Origin of the sequence: Nocardioides gansuensis (genome assembly GCF_003076135.1) — a bacterium.
GTDB lineage: Bacteria > Actinomycetota > Actinomycetes > Propionibacteriales > Nocardioidaceae > Nocardioides > Nocardioides gansuensis.
Window position 1 is genome coordinate 558,209 of record NZ_QDGZ01000002.1, and the last position, 16,936, is coordinate 575,144.

At 72.5% G+C, this 16,936-nt stretch carries 15 protein-coding genes; 1 reads left to right on the forward strand and 14 read right to left on the reverse strand.

The window, feature by feature from the left end:
* Window positions 1-10: 10 nt before the first annotated feature.
* From DDE18_RS06905 to DDE18_RS06960, 12 genes are all read right to left on the reverse strand, one after another.
* Entirely contained in the window at window positions 11-781 is a 771-nt protein-coding gene (locus DDE18_RS06905) for an HpcH/HpaI aldolase/citrate lyase family protein (protein WP_116571472.1), read from the reverse strand.
* A complete protein-coding gene (locus DDE18_RS06910; protein ID WP_116571473.1) occupies window positions 778-1,965 on the reverse strand; it encodes a CaiB/BaiF CoA transferase family protein in 1,188 nt (395 codons plus the stop codon). The genes DDE18_RS06905 and DDE18_RS06910 overlap by 4 nt, the downstream gene beginning before the upstream one ends.
* Window positions 1,962-3,968: an SUMF1/EgtB/PvdO family nonheme iron enzyme gene (locus tag DDE18_RS06915; RefSeq protein ID WP_116571474.1), complete on the reverse strand. Its 2,007-nt coding sequence runs from the start codon at window positions 3,966-3,968 to the stop codon at window positions 1,962-1,964. The genes DDE18_RS06910 and DDE18_RS06915 overlap by 4 nt, the downstream gene beginning before the upstream one ends.
* Window positions 3,965-4,876, reverse strand: a complete 912-nt coding sequence (locus DDE18_RS06920) for a ribokinase (protein WP_170313269.1) — start codon at window positions 4,874-4,876, stop codon at window positions 3,965-3,967. Before DDE18_RS06920 ends, DDE18_RS06915 begins: the two co-directional genes overlap by 4 nt.
* Window positions 4,873-6,246, reverse strand: a complete 1,374-nt coding sequence (locus DDE18_RS06925) for an ADP-ribosylglycohydrolase family protein (RefSeq protein ID WP_116571475.1) — start codon at window positions 6,244-6,246, stop codon at window positions 4,873-4,875. The genes DDE18_RS06920 and DDE18_RS06925 overlap by 4 nt, the downstream gene beginning before the upstream one ends.
* Window positions 6,243-7,391: an ADP-ribosylglycohydrolase family protein gene (locus DDE18_RS06930; protein ID WP_116571476.1), complete on the reverse strand. Its 1,149-nt coding sequence runs from the start codon at window positions 7,389-7,391 to the stop codon at window positions 6,243-6,245. The genes DDE18_RS06925 and DDE18_RS06930 overlap by 4 nt, the downstream gene beginning before the upstream one ends.
* Entirely contained in the window at window positions 7,388-8,683 is a 1,296-nt protein-coding gene (locus tag DDE18_RS06935; protein ID WP_116571477.1) for an ABC transporter substrate-binding protein, read from the reverse strand. Before DDE18_RS06935 ends, DDE18_RS06930 begins: the two co-directional genes overlap by 4 nt.
* Before the next feature lie 37 nt (window positions 8,684-8,720).
* The gene (locus DDE18_RS06940) at window positions 8,721-9,563 is read right to left on the reverse strand and encodes a carbohydrate ABC transporter permease (RefSeq protein ID WP_116571478.1); all 843 of its coding nucleotides are present in this window, start codon (window positions 9,561-9,563) and stop codon (window positions 8,721-8,723) included.
* Window positions 9,560-10,513, reverse strand: a complete 954-nt coding sequence (locus tag DDE18_RS06945) for a carbohydrate ABC transporter permease (RefSeq protein ID WP_116571479.1) — start codon at window positions 10,511-10,513, stop codon at window positions 9,560-9,562. Before DDE18_RS06945 ends, DDE18_RS06940 begins: the two co-directional genes overlap by 4 nt.
* Window positions 10,513-11,511 carry a LacI family DNA-binding transcriptional regulator gene (locus tag DDE18_RS06950; protein WP_116571549.1) on the reverse strand — a complete coding sequence of 333 codons (999 nt, stop codon included), beginning with the start codon at window positions 11,509-11,511 and terminating at the stop codon, window positions 10,513-10,515. The genes DDE18_RS06945 and DDE18_RS06950 overlap by 1 nt, the downstream gene beginning before the upstream one ends.
* A 102-nt stretch (window positions 11,512-11,613) precedes the next feature.
* Window positions 11,614-12,777 (reverse strand): acyl-CoA dehydrogenase family protein, encoded by a 1,164-nt coding sequence (locus DDE18_RS06955; protein WP_116571480.1) that lies wholly within the window; start codon window positions 12,775-12,777, stop codon window positions 11,614-11,616.
* A gap of 36 nt (window positions 12,778-12,813) precedes the next feature.
* On the reverse strand, window positions 12,814-13,656 hold the full coding sequence (locus DDE18_RS06960; protein WP_281258350.1) for a 3-hydroxybutyryl-CoA dehydrogenase: 843 nt from the start codon (window positions 13,654-13,656) through the stop codon (window positions 12,814-12,816).
* 81 nt (window positions 13,657-13,737) lie between these two features.
* Here DDE18_RS06960 and DDE18_RS06965 point away from each other — a divergent pair, with 81 nt between their 5' ends.
* Window positions 13,738-14,427, forward strand: coding sequence for a TetR/AcrR family transcriptional regulator (locus DDE18_RS06965; protein ID WP_245916487.1), 690 nt, complete (start codon window positions 13,738-13,740; stop codon window positions 14,425-14,427).
* A gap of 20 nt (window positions 14,428-14,447) precedes the next feature.
* On the opposite strand, the gene DDE18_RS06970 is transcribed toward DDE18_RS06965, so the two are convergent.
* Window positions 14,448-14,825: a response regulator gene (locus DDE18_RS06970; RefSeq protein ID WP_116571483.1), complete on the reverse strand. Its 378-nt coding sequence runs from the start codon at window positions 14,823-14,825 to the stop codon at window positions 14,448-14,450.
* Window positions 14,822-16,936 (reverse strand): ATP-binding protein (locus DDE18_RS06975; protein WP_116571484.1); only part of this gene is annotated, 2,115 nt, incomplete at its 5' end. The genes DDE18_RS06970 and DDE18_RS06975, both read right to left, overlap by 4 nt.

Below are 16,936 nucleotides of genomic sequence, written 5' to 3' on the forward strand. Positions count from 1 at the left end.
GCAACCTGAGTCAGCGCAGCAGCTGCCGCGCCCGCCGCGCCATCGCCGCGTCGACCATCGAACCGTCCGGCAGGGAGGCGACACCGGCGCCGCCCAGTGCCTCGAGGACCGCGTGCGCCCAGGCGAGCTCCTCCTCGGTCGGTGCGAACGCCTTCCGGATCACCGGCACCTGCGCGGGGTGTACGGCGGTGCGGCCCCACATGCCCATCCGTCGCCCGCGGCGGCAGGAGGCGGCCAGTCCGTCGAGGTCGCGGACTCCCGGGTATGCCGACATCATCGGCGCCGGCAGCCCGGCGGCCGCAGCCGCCACCACCACGCGCGAGCGCACCCAGGCGAAAGCCTCCTCGTCGGCGAGCCCGAGCTCCGCGGCGAGGTCGGCCTCGCCGAGCGAGAGTGACACCACCCCCGGGGCGCGGGCGATCTCCGCGGCCGCCTCGATGCCACGGGCCGACTCCAGCAGCGCGTGCACCCGGCGCCCGGCCACCGCGGCCAGGTCGGAGACCGCCTCGACCTTGGGGAGCCGCAGGTCGACCTGCGCGGGGAGCGAGGCCAGGTCGGCGGCCAGGTCGGCGGAGCCGGGCGCGTTGACCCGCACCTGCACCGGGCCGTCGTACGACCCCAGCCAGGCCGCCACGGCCTCCCGCGCCGCCGGGCGCTCGGCCGGCGCCACCGAGTCCTCCAGGTCGAGGATCACCTCCGCGCCGGTCGCGGCCGCCTTGTCGAACCTGTCCGGTCGTGAGCCGGGGACGTAGAGCGCGACCACCGATGCCCCGCCGGTCACACCGCCCCCTCCGCTCGCAGCCGGGCGATCTCCTCCTCGGACAACCCGGCCTCGGCGAGCACCTGGTCGGTGTCGGCGCCCGGTGCCCGTCCGGCCCAGCGCACCTCCCCCGGCGTCGCCGAGAGCCGGAACAGCACGTTCTGCATGACAAGCGGCCCGAGGTCCTCGTCGTCGACGGTGAGCACGGTGCCGAGCGCCTGGTATTGCGGATCCTCGAGGATCCCGCGCACGTCGTACACCGGCGCGACGGCGGCCTGCGCCTCCTCGAACGCCGCGAGCACCTCGTCGCGGTCCCGCTCGGCGATCCAGCCACCGACCGCCTCGTCCAGCTCATCGGCGTGTTCCGCGCGCTGGCCCCCGGTGGCGAACCACGGCTGCTCGACCAGGTCGGGACGACCGACCAGCCGCAGCACCCGCTCGGCGATGCTCTGCGAGCTGGTGGAGACCGCGACCCAGTGCCCGTCGCCGGTGCGGTAGACGTTGCGCGGCGCGTTGTTCACCGACCGGTTGCCGGTCCGGGGCTGCACGTAGCCCAGCTGCTGGTAGGCCGTCAGCGGGGCGCCGAGCATCATCAGGATCGGCTCGACGATGGCCATGTCGACCACCTGGCCCTCCCCTGTCGCGTCGCGGTGCCGGAGCGCCGCCATCACGGCGTACGCCGTGGCCAGCGCGGCTATCCCGTCCGCCAGCCCGAACGGCGGCAGCGTGGGCGGACCGTCGGGCTGGCCGGTGACCGCTGCGAAGCCGCTCATCGCCTCCGCCAACGACCCGAAGCCGGGCCGTCCGGCGTAGGGCCCGGTCTGGCCGAACGCCGTCACCCGGGCGATCACCAGGCGCGGGTTGTCGGCGAGCAGCACGTCGGGGCCGAGCCCCCAGCGCTCGAGCGTGCCCGGGCGGAAGTTCTCCACCAGCACGTCGGCATCCGCGAGCAGCCGCCGCAGCGTCGCGGCGCCGGCGGGATGCCCGAGGTCGAGCGTGACCGTGCGCTTGTTGCGGCCCAGCGTCTTCCACCACAGGCCGTGGCCGTCCTTGACCTGGCCGTGCCCCCGTGCGGCGTCCGGCCGCCGCGGGTGCTCGATCTTCACCACGTCGGCGCCGAAGTCACCGAGGTAGGTCGCGGTCAGCGGTCCGGCGAACAGCGTCGCCGCGTCGACCACCTTCAGGCCCTGCAGGGGTCCACTCATGCCCGCTCCTCGAGGTCGACGACGCACCGGAACCCGATGCACTCCGAACGACCGGTGCCGGCCTGCGTCAGGAGGAACCGTACCGACCACTCGGGCTCCTGCGGCCCGCCGTCGACGTACCAGTCCGACCCGGTCGCGGCGAACGACGAGCCGCCCTTGAGCACCGACCACCGGGTCCGGCCGTCACGGTGCTCGCTCTCGGTCCACTGCCACACCAGCGGCTCGGCGCGCCGGAAGCCCGGCTCCTCCGCGGCCGCCTGCCACTCGTCCTCGGTGGGCAGCCGGGCGCCGCGCCACCGCGCGTAGGCACGGGCGTCGTCGAGGTCGACGTACCGCACCGGCTCGTCCGCGGTGCCGGGCTCCGGGACGCCGTCCCGCCAGTGCGCCAGGAACCGGTGCGCGGTGTGCGGTCGGTGCCCGCTCGCGGCCAGGAACCGCGCGAAGTCGGCGTTGCTGACCTCGACCGCGTCCACCGCCACCGCCCCGAGCCGCACCACCCGGGTGTCCTCGCGCAGCTGGTGCAGCCGCGGCGGCAGCGGCTTCCAGTCGTCGACGAAGGGCGCGGCCTCGTAGAGGCCCGTCTCGCGGTGCCGCCACCGCACGGCCAGCCGTCGCTCCCCTGGCGTCGGACGGACCGCGCCCGCTGGCGCGACGCCGAGGGCGGGGGCAGGCAGCACGCGCTGGGGCGACGGTGGGGTGACCGGCCCCTCCGCCGGCGCGGCGGAGGGCACCGGATCGGCGGCGTTCTCGGCGACCAGCGTCCCCAGCCAGCCTGGCGCGCTCGCCCCGGCGGGCACCCGGACCAGTCCGGCGATGCCGCCGGAGGGCACCGTGCCGTCGCCGAGGACGACGTGGACCGCGCCGCCCTCGGGAGCGTCCACCAGCAGCGGTCCGTCGTACGCCGTGCCATCGCGCTCGCCGGACCCGGCGAGCGTCCACAGCTCGACGCCGTCCAGTCGCCAGCACGAGGCGGCCACCCCGGCCACGGTCGCGTCCGGGTGCAGCTCGGCGAGCGGCTCCCACTCGCCACGCAGGAAGTGCGCCTCGGCGTGCCGCTGGACCCGCCGCATCGCGCGCAGCGCTGCCCGGTCGCGGGGCTGCCAGTCCACGCGGACGCCGAAGACGACGTCCCAGACCAGCACACCGGCGCCGTTCACCCAGGCCGAGCGCAGCTCGGCGCCGTGGTCGCGGTTCCACCGGCGGGTGTGGTGCATCATGTGCCGCTGCTCGAACCAGCGGGCCCGGAGGACACCGGGGACCGGGCTGTCGGCGAACCACTGCGCCCACGAGGCCTGGTGGTCGGTGATCCGGGCCAGCGGCACCCGCGACTCCCCCTCGAGCACCGGCCGGGGCCGCAGCTGGGCGAGCGTGTCCAGCAGCCCGGGGTCGCCCTGCTTGAGGGTGTCGAGGAAGACGCCGTCCGCCCCGAGCCGGGTCACGGTCTCGGCGAGCTGCTGGGCGTCGCTGCGCCCGGTGCGCCGGGTGCCGACGTCCCACGGGTTGTAGTCGAGGAAGACACGCACCCCGCGCGCCTGCAGCCCGGTGACGAGGTCCTGGAGCCCGGGCACGTCGTACCAGTCGAACTGGTTGCGCGGGTCGACGCCGATGACCGGGTAGGCGTGCCACAGCACGACCGCGTCCAGGCCGCCGAGGTCGTCGTACGCCGCGAGCAGCCGGTCGGCGTCGAAGCACTCGCCGCCCCAGTCGCGGACGACCTCGTCCCAGAGCCACACCAGGGCGACGTTCCACGCGGTCGCGGCCCAGCGGCCGTCTCCGGCGTCGTAGAGCGACCCGTCGTAACCGATCCGGCCGCGTGCCTCCTCCCGCCAGCGTTGCAGCGCTGCTCGCCAGGCGGGCCGGTCCCCGGGGTCGTCGGGTGCGGCGATGATCTTGGCCTCGTCGAGCACGGAGAGGTCTGCTCCCGGCTCGAGCGGCACGGGGGTGGGCAGGTCGATCGGCCGTGGCGCGTAGGGGTCGCGCGGGGCCTCGACGGGGAGGGTCATCGGCTCGCTTCCTGCCGCAGGCGTGCGGCGATGGCGTCGGAGGTGGGGATGGACGGGACGGCGCCGGCCGTCTCGACGGCGAGGGCCCCGGCGACCACCGCGCGCCGGGCGGCGGCGTCCAGGTCGGGGTCCGTGGCGAGGGTGGCGGCGAGGACGCCGGTGAAGGTGTCGCCGGCCCCGGTGGTGTCCACGACGCGAGCCGTCAGGCCGGGCACACGCCGTTCACCGTCGGCGTCGAGCAGCAACGCCCCCTCGGCGCCGAGGGTGACCACGACCGCCCCCGCCAGCCGGAGGAGCGTGCGGGCGGCGGAGGAGGGGTCGGCCTCGCCCGACAGGTGGCGGGCCTCGTGCTCGTTGACGACCAGCACGTCGACGCAGCGCAGCAGCTCCTCCGGCAGCTCGGAGGCGGGCGCGGCGTTGAGCAGGAACCTGGCGCCCGAGGCCTGCGCCGCCTCGGCCGCCTCGCGCACCGCGCTCAGTGGCGTCTCGAGCTGGGCGACCACGACGGCCGCCTCCGACACCGCGGTCCGTTCGGTGAGGGTCAACGAGGTGAGCGTGGCGTTGGCGGCGCCGTCGACGACGATCGCGTTCTCCCCGTCGGGGCGGACCATGATCCAGGCGGTGCCGGTGGGGCCGTCGGCGCGACGGACCAGCCCGGTGTCGACCCCGGCGGCGGCGGCCTCGGCCAGCAGCATCTCGGCGCCCTCGTCGCGCCCCACGACGGCGACGAACGTGGTGGCGGCACCCGCGCGGGCGGCCGCGACCGCCTGGTTGAGGCCCTTCCCGCCGGCGCGCACCTCGCGCCCGCGGGCGAGCACGGTCTCCCCCGGGGCGGGGATTGCCGGCACGGCGGCGAACAGGTCGACGTTGGCGCTGCCGACGACGACCACCCCGGCGCCCGCTGTCACCGGGCACCTCCCCGGGCCAGCGCGAGGGTGCGGTCGGCGAGCGCGTCGAGCCCGATCCCGTCGAACCCGGGCAGGCTGCTGGCCACCCGGTTGCCCAGGGGGGCGACCCAGCGGGACGGCAGCGCGGCGGCACCCGCGACGGCCCCGCAGACCGACCCGACGGTGGCGCCCACCGAGTCGGTGTCCCAGCCGCCGGTCACCGCGGTGCAGATGCTCCGCTCCAGATCGCCGTCGCCGACGGTGAGCGCGTACGCCGCGAGCGCGGCGTTGTTGAGGACGTGCACCCAGTGCCGGTGGCCGTGCTCGGCGTACAGCTCGTCCAGGGCCTCCTCGATCGCCAGCCCGGAACGGCCCAGCTCGACGCCGAGGCGGACCGCCTCGGCGTAACGGCTTCGCGGCGGCACCACGGAGAGGCCGGCCTGCAGCGCGTCGTGGACCGTGCCGCCGGTGACCGCGCGGGCACAGGCGGCGGCCACGAGCATCGCACCGTAGACGCCGTTGCGCACGTGGCTGAGTCGCGCGTCGGTCCACGCGGCCCGGGCGGCCGCCGCGGGGTCACCGGGGTGCACCCAGCCGTAGAGGTCGGCGCGGATCTGCGCGCCGATCCACTCCCGGAACGGGTTGTGCCGGGTGGCCGTCCTTGGTGGGTCCTCGCCGAGCAGCAGGTTGCGGTAGGCGACCCGCTCGGCGGTGAACACGCGACCCCCGGGCAGCCCGGCCAGCCAGGCGTCGGCGACGTCGTCGGTGGCGAAGCCGCGGCCCTTCTGCTCGACCAGGCCGAGGGCGAGCATCGGGAAGTTCAGGTCGTCGTCCTCGGGCACGCCGGCGATGTTCTCGGCGAGGCTGGTGGGTGCGCTGCGGCGGTTCCACGGCCAGCGGTCGGCGATCTCGGGGGCCAGCCCCTCGGCGGTGAACCAGTCGCGCAGGGGCCAGCGGCCCTGGCTCTGCAGGATCTCGCGAATCCCCTCGCGCGGGATCTTCTCCACCGGCTTGCCCAGCAGGCACCCGACCGCCCGGCCGGTCCACGCGCCCAGCAGCCGGTCGGGCAGCGCGGGGTCAAGGGCGGCATCGACCGTGACAACCTCCGGCGGCCCCGGCAGCGAGGCCTCGATCGCCGCCAGGTCGTCGGGCTCGCGGTCGGCGACCTCGGGCGGGACCGGACGGGCGTCGAGCTCGTCGAGCAGCTCGACCGCCAGCGCCCGCAACGTCGGGTCGCCGGGCTGGCCGAGGCCGGCACGCGGGGCCTCGGCCCGCCCGCCGGCCCTGGTCCAGCGGTCGCGGACGTCCTGGACCGGCTTGCCGTCGTCCGCGCTCGCCACCAGCTCGTGGGCGAGCAGGTCCGGTGGCTGCACCCAGGTGAGGCGGCTCATCGAGCGGCTTCCCCCCGGGTCAGCGTGGCGCGCCGTTGGTCCCGCTGCCGGGCGCGCTCGGCGTCGCGGGCGAAGACCTCGCGGGCGACCACGGCGAGGGTCTCGCCTGCCGGCTCCAGCGGGGTGCGGCTGGCCTCGGCGACCGTGGTCGCCCAGTCGGAGCGCACCGCGGCGTGCCCTCCGAGCGCGCCGCAGATCGCCCCGGCCATGCTGGCGATGGAGTCGGCGTCGCGGCCGTAGTTGACCCCGCCCAGCACCGCGGCCTCGTAGTCGCCGTCCGCGACCAGCACCATGCCGAGCGCGATCGGCAGCTCCTCGATCGACTTCGTCCGGCTGGGCAGCCGGGCGTCCATCGCGGGCTCCCGGTAGTGCGGACCCACGGTGTCGTACGGCGCGACCGCCGACCGCAGCCTGGGCAGCGCCTCCCGCCAGTCCGAGACGCCCAAGGCGGCCTCGGCGACCGCCTCGATCGCCGCCCTGGTGCCGTCGTGTGCGATGGCGAGCGCCTGCTCCACGACGTCACGCGGCGTGGCTCCGTCGACGCAGGCGGCCGCGACCGCGGCGGCGAGCACGCCCGCCGCCTCCTTGCCGTAGCTGTGCTGGTGCGCGGAGGCGACGTCGATCGCCTCGGCGTAGGCCCCGGCCGGGTCCGCCGCGTTGACGATCCCGACCGGTGCGACGTACATCGCGGCACCGCAGTTGACGATGTTGCCGACGCCCGCCTCGCGTGGGTCGATGTGCCCGTAGTGGAGGCGGGCGACCAGCCACTTCTCGGCGAGGAACACCCGCTGCAGCAGCAGCGCCTCGCCCTCCAGCTCCGGCACCCAGCGCTTGTCTCCGATCAGCAGCGGCACCAGGTCGGTCGCGACGGCGTACGCATCCAGGTGGTCGCGTCGCTCGGCGTACACGTCGACCAGGGCATGGGTCATCAGGGTGTCGTCGGTGATGTGCCCGTCGCCCTTGTGGTACGGCGCGATCGGGCGGGCGTTGCGCCAGTCGCTGTTGAACGGCTCCACCACGCCGGTGACCCAGCCGCCGTAGCGCTCCTTGATCTGGTCGGTGGTCCAGCCCTCGGTGGCGCCGCCGAGCGCGTCGCCCACCGCAGACCCGACCATGGCGCCGAGCGCCTTGTCGCGGAGCATCATCGGCTGACGGACTCCCAGCCGTCGGTCAGCTGGGTGGCCAGCTCGTCGGCGGAGATCTCGTCACCGAGATAGCGCTGGAACGCCGGGGTCGCGATTTGGTCCTTCCACTGCGGGTAGCTCAACGCGGACTGGAACGGCGCCTTGGTGAGGTGCTCCCCGCTGGCCAGGATCGCGTCCCAGCCGTTCTCGCCGCCGGTCTCCTCCAGGATCACGTCGGCGGACTCGCTCGACGCGGGGATCAGCCAGTCGCCCATCGCGACCTTCGCGAGGTTCTCGGGCTGCATGTAGTAGTCGATGAACGCAGCGGCGCCCTCGACGTCCTCGCTCTGCGCGGACACCGAGAGGGTCTGCGGGTTAGCGGCCTGGGCGGCGCTCTCGGCCTCGAGCGCCGGCATCACCATCCAGTCCAGGCCTTCCGGCGCGGACTCGCTGAGGGTCTGGGCGTTGTAGCTGCCCTGCACGGTCATCGCGTAGCGGCCCTTGAGGAACCCGGGCATCACGTCGCCACCGCTCTGGGTGAGCGTGACCGGGTCGAGCGAGCCGTCGTCGTAGACCATCTCGTGGATGCGCTCCGGCAGCGTGAGCTCCGCTTCGCCGACGTCGATGCTGACGTCCTCGCCCTCGCCCTCGAAGTAGTCCGCGCCGAAGTTCAGGCCGAGGCTCATCATGGTGGCGGTGGGGTCGCCGAGGCCCCAGCCCAGGCCGAACTTGTTGTTGCCGCCGGCGCTGGTCGCCTCCGCGGCGGCCTGGAAGTCGTCCCAGCTCCAGGTGTCGCCCTCGGGGATCTCCACACCGGCCTGCTCGAGGCGCTGCCGGTTGGCGAAGACGACGTAGCTCTGCAGCAGCGTCGGCGCGGCGATCACCTGGTCGTCGTAGGTGACCGTCTCCCACACGTCGTCGGAGACGGCGTCCATGACCTCGTCACTGAGGTGCTCGCTGAGGTCGGCGAGGTAGCCCTGCTCGGCGAACTGGCTCATCGCGGCCGACTCGTACTGGATGATGTCCGGCGCGGTGCCGCCCTGGAACTGGGTGACGAGCTGGTCCTGCACCGAGTCCCAGCTGCCCTGGACGTACTCGACCTGCACGTCGGGGTTCTCCTCGTTCCAGGCCGAGACGATGTCCTTGGTGGCCTGGATCGTGGTCTCCTGGAAGGCCAGGCTCTGGAACCGCAGGGTGACCGGCTCGTCGCCACCACCTCCGCCGCCCTCGTTGCCGCCGTTGTCGGTGGAGGTGGCGCAGCCTGCGAGCGCGACGCTCACCGCTGCGGCGGCCAGTGCCAACTTGTGCTTCATCGGTGGATCCCTTCGGTTGTGGTGCCTGTTCGGTGGGTCATCCCTTGACCGCGCCCGAGAGCAGGCCGGACGTGAGACGGCGCTGGATCAGCGCGAAGAAGACGAGGCTGGGGATCGTGGCCAGCAGGGAGGCCGCGGCCAGGGCGCCGAGCTGCACCTGCCCCTCCGCACCGACGAAGCGCGACAGGGTCAGCGGCAGGGTGACCTTCTCGGGCGACTGGATCAGGACCAGCGCGAAGAGGAACTCGTTCCAGGAGGAGATGAAGGCGAACAGCGCGGTGGCGACGACGCCGGGGCGCAGCAGCGGGAAGACGATGCTGACCAGGATCCGCAGCCGGCCGGCGCCGTCCATCGCACCGGCCTCCTCGAGATCGACCGGGATGTTGGCGACGAAGCCGATCATCATCCACAACGAGAACGGCAGCATGAAGACGACGTGCACGATGGTCAGGCCCGGCAGGGAGTCGACCAGGCGGAACTGCTTGAGGATCAGGAACAGCGGGATGATCACCAGGATCGTGGGGAAGACCTGGCTGATCAGCACCCAGCCGAGCGTGACCGGCCGCAGGAACGTGCGGAACCTCGCCAGCCCGTACGCCGCCGGCAGCGAGAGCAGCACGGTGATCCCCGTGGCGGCCAACGCGACCACGAGGCTGTTGCGACCGGCCTCGACCAGGTTGGCGCGGCGCACGGCGTCGCCGAAGTTCTCGAAGGTGGGCGAGGTCGGGATCAGGCTGGTGGCGCCGAGCGAGATGTCCCGGGTGCTGGTCAGCGCGGTGGAGAGCAGCCAGAGCAGCGGGAAGCCGAGGAAAACGACGTACGCCGCCAGCAGGAGGTACTGCCCGGTGCGCGCGAGGGGCGTGGTGCGGCCGATGCTCATGCCTTGGTCTCCTTCAACCGCGACCGCAGGTAGAACAGCAGCATCCCGACGATGATGACGACCATGACGTTGCCCATCGCGGCAGCGGTGCCGAAGTTTCCGTAGCGGAACGCCTCGTTGTAGGCGAAGAGCATCGGCAGCATGGTCCGGCCACCGGGACCCCCGTTGGTCAGCACGTAGATCAGGTCGAAGGTGTTGACGTTCCACACGAAGTTGAGCGACGTGATCGCGACGATCACCGGTCGCAGCTCGGGGAGCGTGATGTGCCGGAAGCGCCGCCAGGCGCCGGCGCCGTCGACCGCGGCGGCCTCGTGCACGCTGTCGTCCACGCCCTGGAGACCGGCGAGCAGGGTGATCGTGGTGTGCGGCATGCCGGACCAGACACCGACGACGATGACGGCGGGGAGCGCGGTCTCGAAGCTGCCGAGCAGGTTGAGCTGGCCCAGCCCGAGTGCCTGCGAGGTGGTGCTGATCGGTCCGGAGTTGGGGTCGAACATCAGTCGCCACATGATCGCGACCACGACCGGAGGCATCGCCCACGGCACCAGGGACAGGGTGCGGGCGAGCCAGCGCAGCCGGAGATCCTGGTGCAGCAGCAGGGCCAGCCCCATCGCGGCGACGAACTGCAGGCCGGTGACCGAGAACGCCCAGATCATCCCGATCCGGAACGAGCTCCAGAACAGGTCGTTGCCCATCAGGTCCTGGTAGTTCTCCACGCCGGTGAAGTGGGTGACCCGGTTGAGCCCGGCCCGAGAGTCGGTGAAGCCGAGGTAGATGCCCTGCAGCAGCGGGTAGACGCTGAACAGGGCGATCGGGATCAGCGCGGGGAGCAGCAGGGGCCAGGCGTCGCCCTTCAGCCGCCCGGGCTTGCGGCCCCTGGCCCCAGCCTTGTCCGGCGGAGTCGGTGGCACCGGCGGGGTGGGCGGGCTGGTCATCTGGGTGGTGGTCATCAGGAGGAGTCCCGCACGGTGAGGGTGGGCTGGACTGCAACGCGCTGCACCTCGCGCGCCGGGTCCGTGAGACGCGCCAGCAGCAGACGGGCGGCGGTCCGGCCACGCTCGTGGGCGCCGAGGTCGACGCTGGTCAGGGCCGGGCTGGTGACTCCTGCGAGCTCGGTGTCGTCCATGCCCACCACGGCCACGTCGTCCGGGATCCGCAGGCCGCGCTCGGTGAGCACCTGCATGGTGGCGATCGCGAGCAGGTCGTTGCCGCCGAGGACGGCGTCGGGGAGGGTGCGCTCGAGCAGGATCTCGGCGGCCTTGCGGCCCTCGCCGAGGGTGAAGTCACCGGCCTCGATGCGCAGCTCGGGGGCGGGGTCGAGCCCCAGGGTCCGCGCGGTGCGCTCGAACGCCCGGCGCCGGGCGGAGCCGGGCACGGTGTCGCTGGGGCCGTTGAGGAAGGCGATCCGGCGGCGGCCCCGGGCGTGCAGGTGTTCCAGGGCCAGCCGCACTCCCCCGGCTGAGTTGGCGCGCACGTTGTCGAGCGGCACCGACCTGGGGATGGTGCCGATCACCACCGCCGGGAAGCTCACCCGGCGCAGCGCCTCGACCAGCGTGTCGTCGACGCGGACCGGGCTGAGCAGCAACCCGTCGGCGTATCCGGAGCTGAGGCTGTCGAGCAGCGCCAGGGTGTCGTCGGACCGGCCGCCGGTCGACGAGACGAGCAGGCGATAGCCGCTCCCCCGGGCCTCGTCCTCGATCGCGCGCATCATCTCGACGTAGACGGGGTTGCCGACGTCGGCCACCGCGAGCGCCAGCTGCTGGGAGCGGCGGACCTTGAGCGACCGCGCGAACACGTTGGGCCGGTAGCCGAGCTCGGCGGCCGCTCGCTCGACCTTCTCGCGGGTGGCGGCGCCGGCCGGAAGACCGTTGAGCACCCGCGACACGGAGGCGACGGAGACACCCGCGCGCTGGGCGACAAGGGCGACGGTGGGACGCTCGGCGGTCACGGCCACGGCTTTCGTAATCGATTACGGAAACGATTACAGCGACCCTAGGGCCGTGCCGCCCGACACGTCAAGGCTGTGCGCCCCCGTGGGGCGCGGGTCAACTCACCTGTTGAGGACCGAGCGGGCCATCACGATCCGCTGCACCTGGTTGGTGCCCTCGTAGATCTGCGTGATCTTCGCGTCGCGCATCATCCGCTCGACCGGGAAGTCCTGCGTGTAGCCGTAGCCTCCGAGCAGCTGCACCGCGTCGGTGGTGATCTCCATGGCGACGTCGGAGGCGTAGCACTTGGCGGCGGCGCCGAAGAAGCCGAGGTCGGCGTCGTCGCGCTCGGACTTGGCGGCGGCGACGTAGACCATCTGGCGCGCGACCTCCAGCTTCATGGCCATGTCGGCGAGCATGAACTGGATGCCCTGGAAGTCGGCGATGTGCTTGCCGAACTGCTTGCGTTCCTTGACGTAGCCGACCGCGAAGTCGAGCGCCCCCTGGGCGATCCCGACGGCCTGCGCGCCGATGGTGACCCGGGTGTGGTCCAGCGTGCGGAGCGCCAGCTTGAGGCCGGTGCCCGGCTCACCGATCATCCGGTCACCGGGGATCCGGACGTTGTCGAAGAGCAGCTCCCGTGTCGGCGAGCCCTTGATGCCGAGCTTCTTCTCCTTCTCGCCGAAGGTGAAGCCCTCGTCGGTCTTCTCCACGATGAAGGCGCTCACGTTGTTGCCGCGGGCGCCCTCGGGATCGGTGACGGCCAGGACGGTGTAGAACTCCGAGACCCCGGCATTGGTGATCCACGACTTCTGGCCGTTGAGGACCCAGTCGTCGCCGTCAGCCTTCGCACGGGTCTTCATGGCGGCGGTGTCGCTGCCCGCGTCGCGCTCGGAGAGCCCGTAGGAGAAGCCGCCCTCTCCGCGTGCCAGCGGCGTGAGGTACCGCCGCTTCAGGTCGTCGTCGCCCCCGAGGATCAGGGGCATGCTGCCGAGCTTGTTGACGGCCGGGATCAGTGAGGACGACGCGCACACCCGCGCGACCTCCTCGATCACGAGGCAGGTGGCGAGCGCGTCCGCGCCCACCCCGTCGTACTCCTCGGCGACGTGCGGGGCGAAGAAGTCGGCGGCCACGAGGGCGTCGTGCGCCTCCTGCGGGTAGCGCGGCTGCGCGTCCACGTCGGCCGCATGCGGTGCGATCTTGGCCTCGGCGACCTGGCGTACGGCGTGGCGCAGCGCGTCGTGGTCGTCGGTCAGGCGGTAGAGGTCGAAGTCGGGGGTGCTCATGGCTGGCTCTCCGTGATGTGGGGAATCGGGATCGGATCAGTAGGTGTAGAAGCCGCGGCCGGTCTTGCGACCCAGGAGCCCCGCGTCGACCATGCGGTTGAGCAGGGGCGGCGCGGCGTACAGCGGCTCCTTGAACTCCTCGTAGAGCGACTGGGCGACCGCCTGGGTGGTGTCGAGGCCGATCAGGTCGGCGAGCGCGAGCGGGCCCTGCGGGTGGGCCGCGCCGAGCACCAGCCCCCGGTCGATGTCCTCGGCAGTGGCGAACCCGGACTCGAGCATCCTGATCGCCGACAGCACGAACGGGACGAGCAGCGCGTTGACCACGAAGCCGGCACGGTCCTGGCAGTCGATCGCGCGCTTGCCCAGCCTTCCCTCGACGAGCGCACGGGCCTGCTCGGTCACCTCGGGCGAGGTCAGGAGCGAGGGCACGAGCTCGACGAGCGGGAGCACCGGCACCGGGTTGAAGAAGTGGATGCCGATCACCTTCTCGGGGCGCGAGGTGACGACGCCCAGCTTCATGATCGGGATCGAGGAGGTGTTGGACGCCAGGATCGCCTCCGGCGACTCGACGATCTCGTCCAGCGTCGCGAACAGCTCGGTCTTGGCCGCCTCGTCCTCCACGATCGCCTCGACGACGAGCTCGCGGTCGGCGAGCGCCTCCAGCGAGGTCTCCATCCGGATCCGGGCGAGCACGTCACGGGCAGAGTCGATCTTGCCCTCCACCTCGGCACGCCCCAGCGACTTCTCCAGTCGGGCGCGACCTGCCTCCTTCGCCGGCGGGCTCGACTCCACCACCACCACGTCGAGGCCCGCACGTGCCGACACCTCGGCGATGCCGCCACCCATCAGTCCACAGCCGACGACGCCGATCCGTTCCACGCCCATCATGTCCCGCTCCTCGCGTTTGGTACTGAGTACCATACTTGCGGCATCACGTACCACCAAAGTAGCGTGCACTCCGTGCCCGAACCTGCAGCGGAGACGACCAAGAGCCGTCTCGTGAGTGCGGCGTTCGCCCTCTTCGCCGAGCGCGGTTTCGACGGTACGACGACCGACGACATCGCGCAGCGCGCCGGCGTCGGGCGGACCACGTTCTTCCGAACCTTCCGGACGAAGGAGGACGTGATCTTCCCGGCGCACGAGGACCTTCTCGAGCGCATCGGGGCCAGACTGGCCGTCGCGACCCCTCGCACCAGGGACGTCGCGCTCACCGAGGCCGCCGGAATCGTGCTGCGGCACTACCTCGCCGAGGGCGAGCTGGCCCGGGCCAGGTACCGGCTCGTCAGCTCCGTACCCGTCCTGCGCGCCCGGGAGGTCGCAGGCATCCAGCAGTACCAGCGACTGTTCGCGGCATCGCTCACCGACTGGATGGCCGGCGAACCCGACGGTGAGCTGCGCGCCGGCCTCGTGGCGGCGGCCGTGGTGACGGCCCACAACTACGTCCTCCGACGCTGGCTGCGCGGCGAGACCGACACCCCGGAGGCCGACTTCGAGCGCTCCATGGAGGTCGCCCTTCGGCAGTTCCGTGAGTCACCCGTGGGAGGGGAGGAGACCGCGGTGGTCGTGCTGCGCACCACCGCAGGACTCGAGGACGTGGTCACGCGCCTGCGGCCACTGCTCGAGCACCGCGACGAGGCGACCGAGCGCTGAGGGCTACGGTCGCCGCGAGGTCACCGGTCCCACCCGAGCAGCTTCTCGACCTCCCCGGACAGCCCGAGCGGGTCGAAGGGCTTGGCGAGGACACCAGCGACCCCAAGGCCGTCCCAGCGCCGGCGCTCGGCGGGCTGCACCTTCGCGGTGAGCAGGATCACCGGTATGTCGCGGGTGCGCGCATCCGCCTGCAGTGTGGCGAACGTGGTGGGCCCGTCCATGAGCGGCATCATCACGTCCAACAGGATCGCGTCCGGAGGGCTGGCCCGGCACAGCTCCACGGCTTCCTGGCCGCCGGAGGCGACGTCGACGTCCCATCCGGCGACCAGCTCCAGGCTGTACTGGGCCACCTCGCGGATGTCGTCGTCGTCGTCGACGACCAACACTCGCCGGGTCATCGGATGGCTCCGGTGACCACGGCGTCGAGCAGTTCCAGCACCTGGCGCTCGACCTCCTCGGGGTTAGTCCTTGCCTTGATGAAGAACTCGGTCGGGCCCAGCCGCAGCCGCTGCTTGTCGCCCTCGTCCAGCTCGAGTGCGCTGTAGACGACCAGGGGGACCCGGCACAGCTGCGGATCCTCGCGCAGCCAGTCGACCAGCGCGAACCCGTCGCTGTCCGGCAGCAGCAGGTCCAACAGCAGCAGGTCCGGAGCGATGTCGCGGCTCAGCCGCAGCGCGTCCCGCGCGGTGTGTGCCTGCACCGCCATCACTCCGTGCTCAGCAAACAGCGCGGCCAACACCTGCGTGAGTGCCGGGTCGTCCTCGACGATCAGGACACACGGTCGCGGACCACCGGCCGCGATGGCGTCCTCGAGCGCGGCCAGCAGCCTGGAGACGTCGAGCGGTTTGGTCAACCATGCCGCCACGGGTAACGGCGCGGACCCCGGTTCGGTGCCGCTGACGATCAGGACCGGCACATTGCGGGTCCGCCTGTCGGCACGGAGACCGGCGATGGCGGTCCAGCCGTCAAGGCCGGGCAACCCCAGGTCCATCAGAACAGCGGCCGGTGTCTGCTGAGCCGCCAGGGCCAGCGCCTCCTCGCCGGAACCCGTGCCGAGCACCGCGTAGCCATGCGAGCTCAGCAGGTCGCTGATGACGGCGCGGGTGGGCGCGTCGTCCTCACACACCAGCACGGTGGGCATCGATCGGTCGCCCCCGGGTGGCGTCTCTGCCTCGGCGGAGCTGCTGACCGCCGGGAGAGTGAAGCAGAAGGTGGCACCGGTGCCCGGCTCGCTCTGCACCCAGATCCGGCCGCCGTGCTGCTCGACGATGCCGCGGCAGATCGCCAGGCCGAGCCCTGACCCTCCCTTCTCTCGGGTGTCCGAGGCGTCCACCTGGGCGAAACGCGCGAAGATGGCCTCCTGCTGGTCGGGCGGGATGCCGACGCCCTCGTCGCTGACGCGGAACAGCACCTCGTTCCCCCGTTCTTCGGCGGTGACCCGCACGGTGCCCGCAGCCGGGGAGAACTTGATCGCGTTGGACAGCAGGTTGGCAATGGTCTGCACGATCCGGTCCGCATCCGCGTCGACAGTGCCCACGACTGTGCCGACCTCCACCTGCACCTCGGCCTCGGTTGCGAGCCCCCGCATCTCGGCGACGGCGCGGCCAACGAGGTTGGCGGCCGGCCAGGCCTTTCGGTGCAGGGCGAGCCCGCCCGCCGTGATCCGCTCGACGTCGAGGATGTCGTTGATCAGCCGGATCAGGCGGTCGGTCGACTCCACCGCGATGTGCACCATCCGTTGCGCCTTGGGTGCCGCCTCACGCAGCAGACCGGCCTGCAGCAGGCCCAGCGCGCCCCGCAGCGAGGTCAGCGGCGTACGGAGCTCATGGCTGACCACCGACACGAACTCGTTCTTCATCTTCTCCACCGCGCGGCGCTCGGTCACGTCACGGAACATCAGCACCGCGCCAGTGACCTCTTCGCTGCCGCGGACCGGGGTGACCGTGAGCTCGACGGAGAAATCCGTGCCGTCCGCGCGCCGGTAGGTCACGTCGTCCGCACCGCCGCGTCCCTCCCCCGTGGCCAGGGACTGGGCGACCGGGTCCATGAGTGCCGAGACGGGCTCGCCATGGGCGTCGTGGGGCTGGGTCACCTCGTGGAAGGAACGCCCGACCAGGTCGTCGGGAGCGCGACCGAGCAGCGCGGCCGCTGCCGGGTTGGCGAATGTCACCAGTCCGGACCGGTCAAGGCCGACGATGCCCTCACCGGCGCCATCGAGGATGGACGTGTGGCGGCGACTGAGCTGCTCCAGCTCGTGGGTCCGCTCGTGCACCAGGTCCTCGAGGCCGGCTGTGAGCCGGATGTTGTCGGCCAGCGTGAGCATGTGCCGCGCGATCAGGAGCGCCACCATGGCGGCCAGGAGGCCGACGAGCACCAGGTCCGTGAGCTGCGAGGGCCGGGTGATCGTGATGAGCAGCACGAGGACGACGGGGATGTAGGGCAGCAGCTCACGGACCAGCGCCCGCGGGTCGGCGCGCTCCTCGGAGGACGCGGCCCACCCCGGCGTCAG